General features: G+C 43.7%; 16 protein-coding genes and 3 tRNA genes. 8 read left to right on the plus strand and 11 right to left on the minus strand.

Going from position 1 to position 13,573, the window contains the following annotated elements:
- Positions 1-23: 23 nt before the first annotated feature.
- Positions 24-443 carry a peptide-methionine (R)-S-oxide reductase MsrB gene (gene msrB, locus ICE93_RS07690; protein ID WP_216187048.1) on the minus strand — a complete coding sequence of 140 codons (420 nt, stop codon included), beginning with the start codon at positions 441-443 and terminating at the stop codon, positions 24-26.
- Positions 444-468: 25 nt separating this feature from the next.
- A complete protein-coding gene (locus ICE93_RS07695; protein WP_216187049.1) occupies positions 469-1,935 on the minus strand; it encodes a YdiU family protein in 1,467 nt (488 codons plus the stop codon).
- A 54-nt stretch (positions 1,936-1,989) separates the two neighbouring features.
- Between ICE93_RS07695 and ICE93_RS07700 the strand changes: the two genes are divergently transcribed.
- On the plus strand, positions 1,990-2,472 hold the full coding sequence (locus tag ICE93_RS07700; protein WP_216187051.1) for a PaaI family thioesterase: 483 nt from the start codon (positions 1,990-1,992) through the stop codon (positions 2,470-2,472).
- 2 nt (positions 2,473-2,474) lie between these two features.
- On the opposite strand, the gene ICE93_RS07705 is transcribed toward ICE93_RS07700, so the two are convergent.
- Both ICE93_RS07705 and ICE93_RS07710 read right to left on the minus strand, forming a co-directional pair.
- Positions 2,475-3,332 (minus strand): NRDE family protein, encoded by an 858-nt coding sequence (locus tag ICE93_RS07705; protein ID WP_216187053.1) that lies wholly within the window; start codon positions 3,330-3,332, stop codon positions 2,475-2,477.
- 6 nt (positions 3,333-3,338) lie between these two features.
- Entirely contained in the window at positions 3,339-4,346 is a 1,008-nt protein-coding gene (locus ICE93_RS07710) for a folate-binding protein YgfZ (RefSeq protein ID WP_216187055.1), read from the minus strand.
- 20 nt (positions 4,347-4,366) lie between these two features.
- Here ICE93_RS07710 and mltG point away from each other — a divergent pair, with 20 nt between their 5' ends.
- The 6 genes from mltG to ICE93_RS07740 all read left to right on the plus strand — a co-directional run bounded on the left by mltG (position 4,367) and on the right by ICE93_RS07740 (position 9,364).
- Entirely contained in the window at positions 4,367-5,440 is a 1,074-nt protein-coding gene (mltG, locus tag ICE93_RS07715; RefSeq protein ID WP_216187057.1) for an endolytic transglycosylase MltG, read from the plus strand.
- A gap of 11 nt (positions 5,441-5,451) precedes the next feature.
- Complete coding sequence (gene tmk, locus ICE93_RS07720) at positions 5,452-6,093, plus strand: dTMP kinase (RefSeq protein ID WP_216187059.1); 642 nt, start codon at positions 5,452-5,454, stop codon at positions 6,091-6,093.
- Positions 6,090-7,211 (plus strand): DNA polymerase III subunit delta', encoded by a 1,122-nt coding sequence (locus ICE93_RS07725; RefSeq protein ID WP_216187061.1) that lies wholly within the window; start codon positions 6,090-6,092, stop codon positions 7,209-7,211. Before tmk ends, ICE93_RS07725 begins: the two co-directional genes overlap by 4 nt.
- A gap of 30 nt (positions 7,212-7,241) precedes the next feature.
- Positions 7,242-8,027, plus strand: a complete 786-nt coding sequence (locus ICE93_RS07730; RefSeq protein ID WP_216187063.1) for a TatD family hydrolase — start codon at positions 7,242-7,244, stop codon at positions 8,025-8,027.
- A 2-nt stretch (positions 8,028-8,029) separates the two neighbouring features.
- A complete protein-coding gene (locus ICE93_RS07735; protein ID WP_216187065.1) occupies positions 8,030-8,737 on the plus strand; it encodes an ankyrin repeat domain-containing protein in 708 nt (235 codons plus the stop codon).
- Between the two features lie 69 nt (positions 8,738-8,806).
- Positions 8,807-9,364, plus strand: a complete 558-nt coding sequence (locus ICE93_RS07740) for an ion channel (protein WP_255554546.1) — start codon at positions 8,807-8,809, stop codon at positions 9,362-9,364.
- Positions 9,365-9,367: 3 nt separating this feature from the next.
- On the opposite strand, the gene ICE93_RS07745 is transcribed toward ICE93_RS07740, so the two are convergent.
- The 4 genes from ICE93_RS07745 to hyi form a co-directional block, all read right to left on the minus strand.
- Entirely contained in the window at positions 9,368-10,162 is a 795-nt protein-coding gene (locus tag ICE93_RS07745; RefSeq protein WP_255554547.1) for a DUF3108 domain-containing protein, read from the minus strand.
- A 206-nt stretch (positions 10,163-10,368) separates the two neighbouring features.
- Complete coding sequence (locus tag ICE93_RS07750; protein WP_370624607.1) at positions 10,369-10,938, minus strand: HNH endonuclease; 570 nt, start codon at positions 10,936-10,938, stop codon at positions 10,369-10,371.
- An 82-nt stretch (positions 10,939-11,020) separates the two neighbouring features.
- A complete protein-coding gene (locus ICE93_RS07755; RefSeq protein ID WP_216187067.1) occupies positions 11,021-11,608 on the minus strand; it encodes a YqiA/YcfP family alpha/beta fold hydrolase in 588 nt (195 codons plus the stop codon).
- 34 nt (positions 11,609-11,642) lie between these two features.
- Positions 11,643-12,419 carry a hydroxypyruvate isomerase gene (gene hyi / locus ICE93_RS07760; protein ID WP_216187069.1) on the minus strand — a complete coding sequence of 259 codons (777 nt, stop codon included), beginning with the start codon at positions 12,417-12,419 and terminating at the stop codon, positions 11,643-11,645.
- 150 nt (positions 12,420-12,569) lie between these two features.
- Here hyi and ICE93_RS07765 point away from each other — a divergent pair, with 150 nt between their 5' ends.
- Positions 12,570-13,172 carry a hypothetical protein gene (locus ICE93_RS07765; protein ID WP_216187071.1) on the plus strand — a complete coding sequence of 201 codons (603 nt, stop codon included), beginning with the start codon at positions 12,570-12,572 and terminating at the stop codon, positions 13,170-13,172.
- 81 nt (positions 13,173-13,253) lie between these two features.
- Here the strand turns inward: ICE93_RS07765 and ICE93_RS07770 are convergent.
- The 3 genes from ICE93_RS07770 to ICE93_RS07780 form a co-directional block, all read right to left on the minus strand.
- A tRNA-Asp gene (locus tag ICE93_RS07770) sits at positions 13,254-13,330 on the minus strand.
- A gap of 53 nt (positions 13,331-13,383) precedes the next feature.
- Positions 13,384-13,459 (minus strand) — tRNA-Glu (locus ICE93_RS07775).
- A 32-nt stretch (positions 13,460-13,491) separates the two neighbouring features.
- Positions 13,492-13,567 (minus strand) — tRNA-Ala (locus tag ICE93_RS07780).
- Positions 13,568-13,573 lie beyond the last annotated feature (6 nt).

Below are 13,573 nucleotides of genomic sequence, written 5' to 3' on the forward strand. Positions count from 1 at the left end.
AGGTAGATTATCCCGGTATTTAATTACTTGTCTGTCTTTGCCGAAACCGTATTAGAGCTTGGCTCAAAACTTAAAGAAGCTGAGTTGATGCAATAGCGTAAGCCAGTTGGCATAGGTCCATCCTCAAATACGTGACCTAGATGGGCATCGCAATGAGCACAGCGGACCTCGGTACGAATCATGCCATGACTGGTATCTCGAATCTCCTTAATGGAAGAAGCAGCCTCTGGTGCGTTGTAGCTGGGCCAACCACACCCTGCATCAAATTTGGTTTCTGATAAAAAGAGTGGTGTATCGCAGCAGACGCACTTATAGCGACCCTTATCCCAATGATCCCAATACCTCCCGGTGAATGGTCTTTCAGTTGCCGCTTCACGCGTTACTCGATACTCCATGTCACTAAGTAACTGCTTATATTCTTGGTCGGTTTTCTTCATTTGCAATCCGAGGAAGGTGTATTAGATAAATTTAGGATGAGCAACTTACTTCTACTGCCTGTGCATTGGGAGGCGGGGCTAGAGAATACGATTCATATTCTGGCTGCTCTTCAAAGGGTTTGCTCAATATTTTAAGAAGTTTAGTAACTTCTGAAAAATCTTTATCTTGAGCATTCTCAATAGCTGTCTGCGCCAGATGATTTCGCAGTATGTATTTTGGATTAACTTGATTCATAGCTTGCTGTCGAGACAGATCAGGAGAAGATTCCATTTTTAGTCGTTCTACATACTCTCCGAACCACTGATCAATTGAGTCTCTGTCTATGAATTCATTTCGCAATGGGTTTTGCGAGATAGTTTCATCGATCTTCAGATTGCCCAGACTTCTAAAGAAGTTGGTGAAATCTACTTTCGAATCATGCATGGCCTGCAACAATTTCTCTATTAGAGCTATATCCCCCTCATGAGAGGTGGTAAATCCAAGTTTTTTTCTAAATAGGGATTGCCATGTCTGTGCATATATCACCGGAAACTGCTCGAGGGCAGATCGTAATTGATCTTGCGAAAGTGTTTCATCAGACTGATCTGTCAGCAAAGGAATCATTGCACTTGCAAGGCACGCCATATTCCAGTGCATGATCTGAGGTTGGCGATGATATGCATATCTTCCACCTTGATCGCTATGGTTGCAAATGTGATCAATCTGAAATTGATTCAAGAATCCGAATGGCCCATAGTCCATGGTTAAACCAAGGACGCTGATGTTATCGCTATTAAGTACGCCATGACAAAAGCCAACGGCTTGCCAATGCGCTACAAGCCTAGCATTGCGAGAGCAGATTTCTTGAAAGAGGCTTAAATAAGGCACATCAGCATTTTGAGAATCTGGGTAGTGGTATTGAATTAAATAATCCGCAAACTCCTTCAAGCGCTCAACATCATCCAGCGAAGCAAAGTGTTCAAAGTGACCGATCCTTAAAAAGCTAGGGGCAAGTCTTGCACAAACTGCGGCAGTTTCTAGGCTCTCCCTTCTAACCGGTAAGTCAGACCCAACGATAGATAGGGCTCTTGTTGTCGGAATACCTAGGGCATGCATTGCTTCGCTACAAAGAAACTCTCTAATTGATGATCGAAGTACTGCTCGTCCATCGCCCATACGTGAAAAACGAGTAATGCCTGCGCCTTTGAGTTGTAACTCTTGATCGGCAATGTCACCCAATAAGATTGCTCGTCCATCGCCCAGCTGCCCAGCCCATACGCCAAATTGATGTCCGCTGTAGACGGTTGCTATTGGATTGGAAAATTGACGATCACTAGTATTCAATTGGTTTCCAGATAAAACCCCTAACCATTCTTTGTCGATTGGTAGACCACTTTCATCTAATGCGATGCCAATGAGATTAGCCGACGAAGATGAAAATGCAACCCAGTAGGGTGTGGGAATTGGTGTTGGTATAGTTGCTTGGCAAACGTCATCGCCACTGAATATAAAGGCCATGGGCTTATTCTAGGGGGATTTACCAAAACACGTACATGCCTCTAAAATTATTCTATGAATAAACAAGTCCAAATCAATCCACAGACCCAATTGGCCAATTTAGGGGAAGAATTAAATGTTCCTTTTTTGAAGCTCCTTGGGGTTCGCTGTCTAAGCGCGGAAATGGGAAAAGGGGAGATTTTGCTGGCCCTTAAGCCTGAACATAACAATACCTGGGAAGTCGCCCATGGCGGCGTACTGTTAACGCTAATGGATGTGGCTATGGCCGTTGCCGCTCGCTCAGGCGATCCTAGCGACCGCAGCGTTGTAACCATTGAAATGAAAAATAATTTCATGCAGGCAGCAACTGGGGTACTCCGCGTTAAGGCAGATACAGTTCGAAGAACTGCAACTATGGCTTTCTGCGAAGCCAAGCTCTATAACGATCAAGGTGAAATTTGTTGCATGGCAACTGGGACTTTTAAGTTTCTGAAGCGCTTGGCAACTCGTAATGCTGATGGTGAGCGAGTTGTTAACGATGATGGTCGTTTCGACTAACTTTAAACAGATAAATTAGAGTCAGATGACGAGCTAAGCGCTCCCGTCACAACGTCATGCCCAACTGTGCCAGATGAATCAAAGCGGCGCTCTACTAACTCGAACTGCCCATCTTTTCGTATTCTAAGAATAGTGCTTGATCGCGTTCCATAAGCGGGCGTTTTAATAAAAGCCGGTGAGAGCGCCTTTTCCCACTCCTTGCTTACACCTGTATTTGGGAGCTCATGATCACTAGCATGATGGGTATCAGCCAATAGTTTTAAGTATTGATCTGAATTCTTGAGATTGCCCTGATCCATTGCTAATGTCTGGGCAAATGCTGCTACACGATGATTGACCTTGGGCCAGGGGGTATCTAGCATTGCATTGGATAGACCGTAGACTCCTGGATCCAGGGATTTGGGAGGGAATACTTTACGGGGGCGAACGTTTTGGCCCATCATCATCCGATTACTAACCCAATGCATTTCTGCTTTTGCTGGATCACTAAGATCAGCCATGAGTAAATTAAAGCCGTTATATTGCGAAAATCGTTTCGAATTGTTTTGGACAAATTCCGCTGGACGATCGTTGCTAGTCAAATACATTAAAGACAGTTCGCCACGAGTTCTGGCATCTGGATTTTTTTCGCTTGGAGCCCTTACATTGGTTAAAGCGGCAAATTTACCTGTCTTAGTAAAACCAAGCCATGTCCCTGGACTTCCAACAACATCTGCACGATCTCTCCCCGCAAGAACGAGAGGGTATTCTGGCCACCAAGAAACACCCTCTGTATCTCGCTCGTAAAACTCATCGCGGTTAGCCGCAACCACGAGGGAGTAGTCTGGATGAGAGTTCCACGCGAAAAGAATAAGACACATAAAAAATTAAATTTCTATCAAAGGATAGGGTAATGAATCTATTTTTAACACAGGTCCTGTAGAGCTACCGAGGTGAATATCGCCGTCTTCAAGTGCTTCTAGCTTACACTCAATTTGGAGATCAATGCGCCGATTGTCGACGGGGTGCTTGGTTGATAAAACAACCATTCCAGCAGGCTGGCTAGGATCGTTGCTGTGAAAAAGTTCGGATCCAGGTAATGCATATTGCTCATCATGCTCAGCAACAATTCCGTGCGCAAGCTGAAGTCTTCGCTTAATTGCGCCTCGATACTGGCTGCGAGCAACAATTTCTTGTCCTGGATAGCAACCTTTTTTAAAGTCTACGCCGGCGACGGATTCAAAATTAATCATTTGCGGCACAAACTGCTCTTGCGTAGCTTCAACAATACGTGGAATAGCACTTAATACTTCAAGCTCATTCCACGAGCGCATTGATTCGTCGGAGTCCTGGGTATCAATTTGAGAGTGATGAGGGCACGCCAATAGAAGACGTGCAATCGCACTGGATCCAACCAGAACATCGGGCAGCCGCAAGGCTAGGCACTGATCGTGAAGCTTCGCACTGTTTATGATTTCACCGGTACCATAAAGACCCGCAACTGAGAAACTTGCAGAAAGGTCAATCACTTTAACTTTTGAACGCAGTACATACATGGACAAACGTTTTGCAGTGCTAGCAGCAATATCCCTTGAGATAAATAATGCAAAGCGGTCTTCTCCATCGGATGAAGATGGGAATAAGCCAAGCCAAGCACTTGCCAACAAACGACCCTTGGGGTTGCAATAACCTACGAGACGACTTTCTGAGTAACCTTGAGCTATTGATCCCGGCAGCGTTCGGTTGAGCCCCAAAACCGAGTTTGTTAATTGATTTTGCAAAAAACTTGCAGCATCGGAGCCCTCCACTACGATAAGACCCCATTGAGTCAGATTAAAGGGTAGGGAGGGGCTGTTTTCTAGCCAGTTTTGCTGGAATTGAGTGGAATATGTCATGACCCTTTTATCATAGCCTGATGAGTAGAAAAATTCATAAGAGGGGTTTTTTTAAGAAGAGATGGCCCTCATATCAAGACCTAAGAAAATGGCTAACCCTCGCTGCGGTTCTATTGGCCGTTCTTTATGGGGCTATTTTTTTACTCCCTATTGTCCCAAATCAGTCAAATACTGTTGATGCTGCTAGTTATAGGGTGAAAATTAACCCCAATTCTGGCTTATCAAGTATTTCCGATCAATTAAGCGAACAAGGATTGACGGTTAATTCTGTTGCCCTGCATTTGGGTGCCAGAAGTTTATGGGTTGCCTCCAAACTAAAGCCTGGAACCTATTTACTCCCTCTTAGTGCGAGCCTTGGAAAAGTGCTTTTGCAAATTGCCCGTGGGGATCGCGTTAAAGAAAGTATTGCCATCATTCCTGGTATGACGATTTGGCAATTGAGATCTTTAATGGATTCGCAATCAGCTCTAATCCATAGAACTAAGGGAATGAGTAATAAAGAACTACTCCAACAATTAAATTTGAACTACTCAAGCGATGAGGGCCTTTTTCTGCCCGATACATATGTTTTCGATCCAGATGAGCTTGATCTCAATATTTATCGTCGAGCAGCACAAGCTATGCAAAAACAGCTTATGCAGATCTGGGAGCAACGAGATTCAGGGATGCCTCTTAAAACATCTTATGAGCTATTGATATTGGCATCGATTGTAGAGAAGGAAACTGGACGTCTAAGCGATAGGAATTTAGTTTCTGCTGTTTTTATCAACCGACTTAATAAAGGCATGCCACTTCAAACCGATCCTACGATTATCTATGGAATAGGACCCAAATTTGACGGAAATTTAAAGAAAGCGGATTTACGTAAAGACACTCCCTACAATACCTACATGCACAAAGGATTGCCTCCAACCCCTATCGCCATGCCTAGCAAAGAGTCAATTCTGGCTGCAGCACATCCTGCCAAAAGCAATGCTTTATTCTTTGTTGCTAAAGGGGATGGAAGTAGTCATTTTTCACAAAACTTAAAAGAGCATGAAGCAGCAGTTGATCGATATCAACGGAAAATAATGCCTAAAAATAACAGCAACTAAAATCACTTTATATGACATCAACGCACACAGGATATTTCATCAGCTTTGAAGGAATCGATGGGGCAGGCAAGAGTACGCATGTCGATGCTTTTCGAAATTTGATGCAAGAACGTTATCCAGATAAAGAGGTTGTGATGACGCGTGAGCCTGGGGGGACAACACTCGGCGAGCAGCTTCGTAACTTGCTTTTAGATGCTTCAATGAATTTAGAGACTGAGGCTTTACTCATGTTTGCGGCACGTCGCGAACATCTAGCCCAAGTCATCGAGCCAGCTCTTACAGCAGGCAAGATAGTGATATCAGATCGCTTTACCGATGCCAGCTTTGCATATCAAGGCGGCGGTCGAGGTTTGAGTTTGGAGAAATTAAACGCCTTAGAGCGTTGGGTTCAGGGCCAACCTGACGGCTCACTCCTGCAGCCCAACTTAACCATTTTGTTTGATTTACCGGGTGAGGTTGCCGAAGCTCGTCGCTCAAAAGTTCGCGTACCAGATAAATTTGAAAAAATGGACTTGTCTTTTTTTGAAAGAGTTCGCCAAGAATATTTACGCCGAGCAAATGAAGACCCCAAGCGCTTTCATCTGGTGGATGCAACACAAACGCCTGATGCAATTTGGAGCGGTTTAAAACAGATTCAGATTGCTTTTAAGTGAAGCAAAAGAATCATATTGCGCCGTGGCTTCAGCCTCTCTGGGGGAGCTTAGACTTTAATCAATTGCCGAATGCCATATTGCTCCATGGCCAGTCCGGCATCGGTAAGTTTCCTTTTTCGATTGAGCTAGCTAAAGCGCTACTTTGCGAAAATAATGATCAATCTATAAAACCATGTAACCACTGTGAAGCCTGCCATTGGTTTGATGCAGGCAATCACCCAGACTTTATTTCTCTCGTTCCTGAGACCCATCGCAAACTCTTGCCACACGCTGACTATGAGAGCGAAGATGCGCCAAAGAGGGGCAAGGCTGCACGTGAAGACGATAGCGAATCAAGTGAAAAAAAAGAAAAGAAAATTATCTCGATAGAAGAAACTCGACATGCGATTGAAAATTTGTCTATAGGCTCTCATCGCGGCGGAAATCGTGTGATATTAATTTATCCGCTCGAAATGCTTCGTTCGGATTCCGCCAATACGCTACTGAAGTCTTTGGAAGAGCCCCCAAAAAATACTATTTTTATATTACTTGCCGATAGAGTGGATCGTGTATTGCCAACCATTCGTTCTCGTTGCCGGATCTTAACAGCCCCGCGACCGAATCGTGAGCAAGGCATTTCCTGGCTAAAAACTCAACTCAATGAAATCCCAGGAATGAAGGCAGCCGATGCGGATGTGGAGACTATCTATGACGAGCAGGGTGGGGCGCCGTTTTCTGTACTCAGTTCAATTATTGCAAGACACAATAAAGACGACAAGGATGAACTAACAATATCAATCCAAGCCTCTCGATATTTGCTCCAATCTATGGCCCAGGGAGCCAGACTCAACTGGCTTGATGCTGCCGAAAAAACGCATAAAGCGCAATATGGCCTCCTTTTAGCCAGCATGCAACGTTGGGTTTCCGATCTGCAGTCTGTAGCCCAAGGTGGAGAGCCGCGTTATTACCCCAAGCATTTAACCGTGCTTCAAAGCCTGTCTAAATTGGCTAATGTGCACAGGTTGCATAACTTTTGGAAATCTCTTGTGCAGGCCCGTCGACATGAGAATCATCCCCTTGCAAACAAAATTCAATTAGAGTCGCTGCTTTCTCAATATCAACAGATATTTGGACCTTAGACTGTTCATGGGCGGTCTAAAATAGGCATCATGTTTATTGATTCCCACTGCCACCTTGATTTTCCAGAATTTCAGTCACGATTACCCGAGGTGCTGGCTAATATGAGGTCGGCCAACGTTAGCCATGCTTTATGCGTATCCGTTGATCTTCCTGACTTTCCGAATGTATTAAAGCTGGCGCAGGATCACCCCCATCTTTACGCTTCCGTTGGAGTTCACCCGGATTATGAGGATACTCCCGAACCAAGCCTAGAATTTTTGGTAGACACGGCCCTAAAACACCCAAAGATAGTTGCTATCGGAGAAACTGGTCTTGACTACTATCGCATGGGGGAACGTAGCTACGAATCCATGGAATGGCAGCGTGACCGATTTAGGATGCATATAAGAGCCTCAGTTGCCTCTAAAAAGCCTTTGATTATTCATACACGGTCAGCTTCCGAGGACACCATCAAAATCCTCAATGATGAGGGTGCCAAGAGAGTTGGTGGGGTAATGCACTGTTTTACAGAGTCCTATGAAGTGGCGAAGGCCGCAATGGACATGGGCTTTTACATCTCCTTTTCAGGAATTGTGACTTTCAAAAGCGCCAAAGAATTGCAAGAAACATGCAAGCAAGTTCCTCTTGAAAGAATGCTCATAGAGACAGATTCTCCTTATTTGGCCCCAATTCCATATCGAGGTAAAACAAATGAACCGGCCTGGGTCTCTAAGGTTGGTGAATTCATAGCGGATTTAAAGGGGGTGCCTATTGAAGTGTTGGCAAGCCAGACTACAAGTAATTTTTTTGATTGTTTTCAAATAGATAGAGCATAATTATGAGATTAAAGTTTAATATTTATGCTTCCTGTTTTTTTGCATCAACTTTGTTTTTTGGGGTTTTACATGCTCAAACAGAAGATCAAATTACAGATTTTGCAAAAGCGGCCAAGTTCAACGATGTGGCTACAGTCAAAAGCTTGATATCAAAAGGCGTTAGCCCGAATACAACGGATCCCAAGGGCGATCCAATGCTCAATTTAGCCATTAAGGATAAGTCTGAGGACGTAATTAATCTGTTAATCGCAAACAATGCTACTGACGTAGATTTATCCAATAAGTCTGGGGAAACACCGTTAATGATTGCCTCTATTAATGGAGATTTACCTGTCGTAAAGAGCCTTGTTTTGCAGCGCAAAGCTCAGATTGACCATATTGGGTGGACTCCATTGCATTATGCGTGCGCCAGAGGTCATCTTGATGTCGCACAATTTCTCATTGCTAACGGTGCAACTATAGACTCCTTAAGCCAAGGAAATACAACGCCATTGATGATGGCCGTTCAATCCGGAAATGAGGTTTTGGTAAAGCTTTTGCTTGATAAGGGCGCAGATTTGCAGTTAAGAAATTCACAGGGTCTTAGTGCGATTGATATAGCTGTTATCTATGAGAAACCATGGATTGCAGAAGGCTTGTTATCACGCTGGCAAAGGCTTTATAAGCAGCCTTATAAATGGCCCAAAGGTGTTGAGCCCCCTAAATTCTAGTGATTCATTCTGCGTATAATCATTATTATGTAAAATAAGATATCTTTGTAACATTTAGCAAGCAATCGTATGACTATCAATTTTCTGCATGACGACAAACTCCCCCTGATCAACCTTTTTCAGAATGCTGATCTACCTAGCTTTCACACCCTGTTTTCAGAAATTAATACAGATATGGGTAATAGTCAGATCTGGATCGTATTGCTTCTGGCATGCTTAATGTTGACCTTGCATGGTGTTGCCGTGTTGATGATCGCAGGGACATTTCATTGGATAGATCAAAAACTCGAAAACAAGCGTATCTATGGTGCAAATTTTCTATCCTACTTTGTCGCCATTCTGCTGATCATTGGGAGCCACTTTTTAGAGATTATTGCTTGGGCCTATGTTTGCGTGGCCCTAAAGGTCTTTACAACCAATCCGCAGACTTTTTACTTTGCCGGAGAAATGTATACAACGGTAGGATATGGCGATTACACACTTTCAGAGCACTGGAGAATCCTGCCCATCATTATTTCATTCTCAGGAATTTTCGCTGTCTCAATGTCTGGAGCAGCGCTTTATTCCATGATGGGAGCGTTATTAGGCCGAACCAATAAAAATCCAAAATCGGGTTCGGGGTTTTAGTTTCTAGGGACCAACCCCATTGGGCAACGGATTCTTTTGCTTAAACACAAGCTCTAGCACCCTACCATTTGACTCTAGCGAGCGAATTCGGCCTGGAAGCCATTCGAGGTCCTTGGCAAGCCATATATCTACCTGACGTTTATAGGGATCATTTTCACGCTGCATGAGCGCATAGTGGCGATTGACAGTCTTGCCCATGCTTGGAATGTCGTCTGAAAGCGATTCGCCATAACTCTTGAAATTCCACATTTCAAGCGTGTTGTAGTCCACAACCGGAATCGATCGAATGGCACCGACCTCATCTATCTTGCTATCTCCATTTAGCAACGAAGCAAGCTGAAACATGAGACTAAAACGATCTTGGGTGCCAGGCAAGATTGCTGGCGTAAATTCAGGCTTTTCTGAAAAGAACATCTGCCCTTCCCCCTTTTCATTTCGATCAAACCGAGAATAGCGTGGCGGTTTAGTGCCTCGTTGTGTCCAGTAAATACTTGGCGCAATGCCATAGGAATCCACCGAACCACGCGATTCAAAAACAAATGGGCCAACAAATGCATAGGGAATGTTGATATATAGGCGATAGCTATTTCCCTCGACAATCCAATCAATCTCACCGGTTTGATACTGTTGACCATCGACATAGGTGTCGTAATAAATTATTCCCGATTCAGGTAATTTGAATGCAACTCCAGACTGATTGCCATTTGCACCTAGATTTCCATTGCCGCTTGAATTGGCTTCAGCTTGAGAGCTTGAGACGTTTTGCTTTTCTATCCTCCTTTTAGGAGCTCTAGTCATTTGAATTTTTTTAGGGGGCTCCGTCTTTAACTCCGTTTTAATGATCAGATCTTCCGCAATAGGCTGCGAATCTCTAAATGAGATAAACAGTATGCCAAAAAATAATACGAAATGCCCAACTATCGAAAGTAGCAGGGCAGCAAGAAAAATTCTTAATGATTTAATTTTGGGAAAGCAATGACCACTACCCCACCCTCTTTCTAAACTCAGGACGAGCCCTCCAAGAGGCGGCTAGTTTTAGGTAGATTAGCTGCCAAAAAATCCATTTGATCGGCCAAAATATTGCGCCCCTTTAGAATCATGTCTTCATAGAGGCTTGGTAAATAGGGTGCGTACAACAAGCCCATACCAGCCTGTTCAGGAGTTCGGTTACCCTTACGCTGATTGCATGGCCTGCAAGAAATCACTAAATTCATCCAGCTATATTGACCACCACGACTATTGGGGATGATGTGCTCTGCTTCTGCATGATTTTCATGTATTGCATCACCGCAATAAGCACATAAACCTTTATCCCGTTTATAGAGTTTATGTTTAGTGATGACAGGTACCACATCAAAGAGATTAATTTTGGCGCTACCTTTAACTGCAATGATGGAATGAAGCTCGATGAGGGATTGCTTACCGGTTGCGCGACAAATGCCACCACGCATTTTGAATATGGGGTCACCTAGAGTCCATAAGACACTGCTATCAGCATATTGCTTCGTAGCTTCTTCAGGATTAACCCAGCCCTGGGGAATTCCACCTGCGTCTAATTTCAAGATGCTCAGCACAAACTCTCCTTTCTAGACTGCATCAAGTGGATAGCAGTCATTTGGATCATCTTACAGAAGAAGATTACTGCAATCAATCAACCTAATTGGTAATGAACTTTAATACCTTGGGTAGATGTTCTGGGTAATCTGCAATTCCATGGTCGCTACCCTCAAGCACTAGCTGCTCGGCTCCCTTATAAAAATCCACCATCTCATGCCAATCAAGAAGCTCATCTCCTTTGGCTGCCATTAAGAAATAGCGGGAAGGATCGGTAATTGACTCTACCTGCAGGACTTGTAATTCATCAATATATTCTGGTCGAAAATCGTAAGGCTCATCAGTATCGTAGGAAGTAAGCATTCCTACGTGTGCTGCCAACTCTCTAGGAGCTCTTACGGCGGGATTTAACGCGACTGCTTTGCATCCATACTTCTCTGCCAAGTAATTTGCATAGTAGCCACCCAAAGAAGATCCAATAACTACTAGACTATCGTGCTGAGATTTTTTAATGTGCGAGTTAACCATGTCCATACTTACTTTAGGAGATGCTACAAGCTGAGGGCAATACCACTCAACGGGGTTTTGTGTAGTAGACAAGGCTTTAATTGCGTCACCTGTTATTACTGCCTTACTAGAGCGCGGTGAAGAGCGAAAACCGTGAAGGTAAACGATTAATGTCGAAGGCATATAAAAAATCCAAGTGTCTTTAGGTTCATTTCAATTAGTTGAGCGTATTAATCCAGCCCAAGCCAGACTCGGTCTGATTTGATGGCTTGTATTCACAGCCAATCCATCCTGCATAGCCAATCTTATCAATCAATTTGAATAAGTATGCGTAATTAATTTCACCTGTACCGGGCTCATTTCGGCCTGGATTATCAGCCAGCTGAATGTGGGCAATCTTAGAAATATTTCTCTCTAGTGTTTTGCTAAGCTCGCCTTCCATTCGTTGAGCATGATAGATGTCATACTGAATATATAAATTATCAGAACCGACTTCATTTAGGATGTCTAATGCCTGATCTGTTTTGGTTAAATAAAACCCAGGGATATCAAACGAATTAATCGGCTCAATAAGTAATTTAATATTTGCATTTTTAAGCGCAGCCGCAGCGTATTTTAAGTTTGCAATAAATGTTTTTCGAAGTAATTCGGGATCTATTCCCTCCGGAGCTTTTCCTGCTAAGCAATTGAGTTGATTTACCCCAAGCGTCGTTGCATATTCAATGGCCTTTGTGACGCCCGCTTTAAAGTCTTCTACACGATCAGGCAGGCAAGCAATACCACGTTCTCCTGTATCCCAGTCACCTGGAGGAAAGTTATGAAGAACTAAGCGAAGATTATTTTGATCTAGCTGTTGGCGGATTTCATGGGCCGAGTATGCATAAGGGAAGAGAAATTCCACTGCTTGAAAGCCTGATTTGGCTGCTTTCCCAAAGCGCTCCATAAAAGGATATTCATTAAATAGCATGGTCAAATTGGCTGCAAACTGGGGCATTTCATATCCTTGAGGGTAAGCCTGTGTAATCATCGATCTTAACAAACCCAGGGTGTACATGCCCTGCAAAGAAATACCCTGCTTTATATGCCTATTTACGTATCAAAATAGGCTAAGATTGTCTTAGTGGTTATTTATATAAGGAAAGAAATGAATAAGAAATTTGCGCCTTTAGCTTTGGTACTTGCAGCGTTATTTGGGGCAACAGTTGCCAATGCCCAATCCACCCCTGCTGCACCAGCAGCAAAACCAACCGTTATTGATGCCGCTGTTACTGATAATGTTTATCAGCTATATGAAGGTGAAGTGGTTAAGGTTGATAAGAAAACACGCACCATTACTTTTAAAAATAAAGAGGGTGAGTCTAAATTTGTGGCTGGTCCAGATATTAAGAATTTTGATCAGATCAAAAAGGGAGACCGCGTTAACGTTAACTATGAATTGGCTGTTGCTATTGAGTTGATCAAAACAAAGAGCGATGGCGTTCGTACTAAAGTAGAAACCAATACGGTTACAAAATCAAAGGCCAATGAGAAGCCATCTGAAACGATTACCAACCAGACAACTATCATTGCCGATATTGTTGAAGTAAATCGCGAGAAGAAGTTGGTATCTGTTAAAGGGCCTAGCGGCAAGATCACCACTGTTACCGTAAAAAACCCCGCGCTTCTGGCTGATGTTAAAGTCGGTGAGCAAGTAAAGGTTATCTACTTTGATGCAATGGCTGCGTCAATTACCACCCCGAAGAAATAAGCTCGACATATCATTCTTTGAGTTAATCAAAGAATTGAAGGAGAAAAAAAGCCCCCAATTTAGGGGGCTTTTTAATTGTCTTGGCGGAACGGACGGGACTCGAACCCGCGACCCTCGGCGTGACAGGCCGATATTCTAACCAACTGAACTACCGCTCCAAAATACATCGAGTGAAACATCACAAACTACATTTTACCGCTACCAAAATATCTGGCGTCCCCAGGGGGATTCGAACCCCCGTACTCACCGTGAAAGGGTGATGTCCTAGGCCTCTAGACGATGGGGACCTAGACTACAACAAACTACTATTTTAAATGCTTGGTGGAGATAAGCGGGATCGAACCGCTGACCTCTTGCATGCCATGCAAGCGCTCTCCCAGCTGAGCTATACCCCCGAAATC

It is taken from the genome of Polynucleobacter sp. MWH-HuK1 (genome assembly GCF_018881815.1).
In the GTDB taxonomy this organism is placed as follows: Bacteria; Pseudomonadota; Gammaproteobacteria; order Burkholderiales; family Burkholderiaceae; genus Polynucleobacter.

What these genes read in the sequence shown, in the direction of transcription:
- ICE93_RS07745 (WP_255554547.1), bottom strand. Translation starts at nt 10,162, where the DNA reads ATGACTAGAGCTCCTAAAAGGAGGATAGAAAAGCAAAACGTCTCAAGC.
- mltG (WP_216187057.1), top strand. Translation starts at nt 4,367, where the DNA reads ATGAGTAGAAAAATTCATAAGAGGGGTTTTTTTAAGAAGAGATGGCCC.
- ICE93_RS07735 (WP_216187065.1), top strand. Translation starts at nt 8,030, where the DNA reads ATGAGATTAAAGTTTAATATTTATGCTTCCTGTTTTTTTGCATCAACT.
- ICE93_RS07765 (WP_216187071.1), top strand. Translation starts at nt 12,570, where the DNA reads ATGAATAAGAAATTTGCGCCTTTAGCTTTGGTACTTGCAGCGTTATTT.
- ICE93_RS07755 (WP_216187067.1), bottom strand. Translation starts at nt 11,608, where the DNA reads ATGCCTTCGACATTAATCGTTTACCTTCACGGTTTTCGCTCTTCACCG.
- ICE93_RS07710 (WP_216187055.1), bottom strand. Translation starts at nt 4,346, where the DNA reads ATGACATATTCCACTCAATTCCAGCAAAACTGGCTAGAAAACAGCCCC.
- ICE93_RS07695 (WP_216187049.1), bottom strand. Translation starts at nt 1,935, where the DNA reads ATGGCCTTTATATTCAGTGGCGATGACGTTTGCCAAGCAACTATACCA.
- ICE93_RS07740 (WP_255554546.1), top strand. Translation starts at nt 8,807, where the DNA reads ATGACTATCAATTTTCTGCATGACGACAAACTCCCCCTGATCAACCTT.
- ICE93_RS07700 (WP_216187051.1), top strand. Translation starts at nt 1,990, where the DNA reads ATGAATAAACAAGTCCAAATCAATCCACAGACCCAATTGGCCAATTTA.
- tmk (WP_216187059.1), top strand. Translation starts at nt 5,452, where the DNA reads ATGACATCAACGCACACAGGATATTTCATCAGCTTTGAAGGAATCGAT.
- hyi (WP_216187069.1), bottom strand. Translation starts at nt 12,419, where the DNA reads ATGCCCCAGTTTGCAGCCAATTTGACCATGCTATTTAATGAATATCCT.
- ICE93_RS07730 (WP_216187063.1), top strand. Translation starts at nt 7,242, where the DNA reads ATGTTTATTGATTCCCACTGCCACCTTGATTTTCCAGAATTTCAGTCA.
- ICE93_RS07705 (WP_216187053.1), bottom strand. Translation starts at nt 3,332, where the DNA reads ATGTGTCTTATTCTTTTCGCGTGGAACTCTCATCCAGACTACTCCCTC.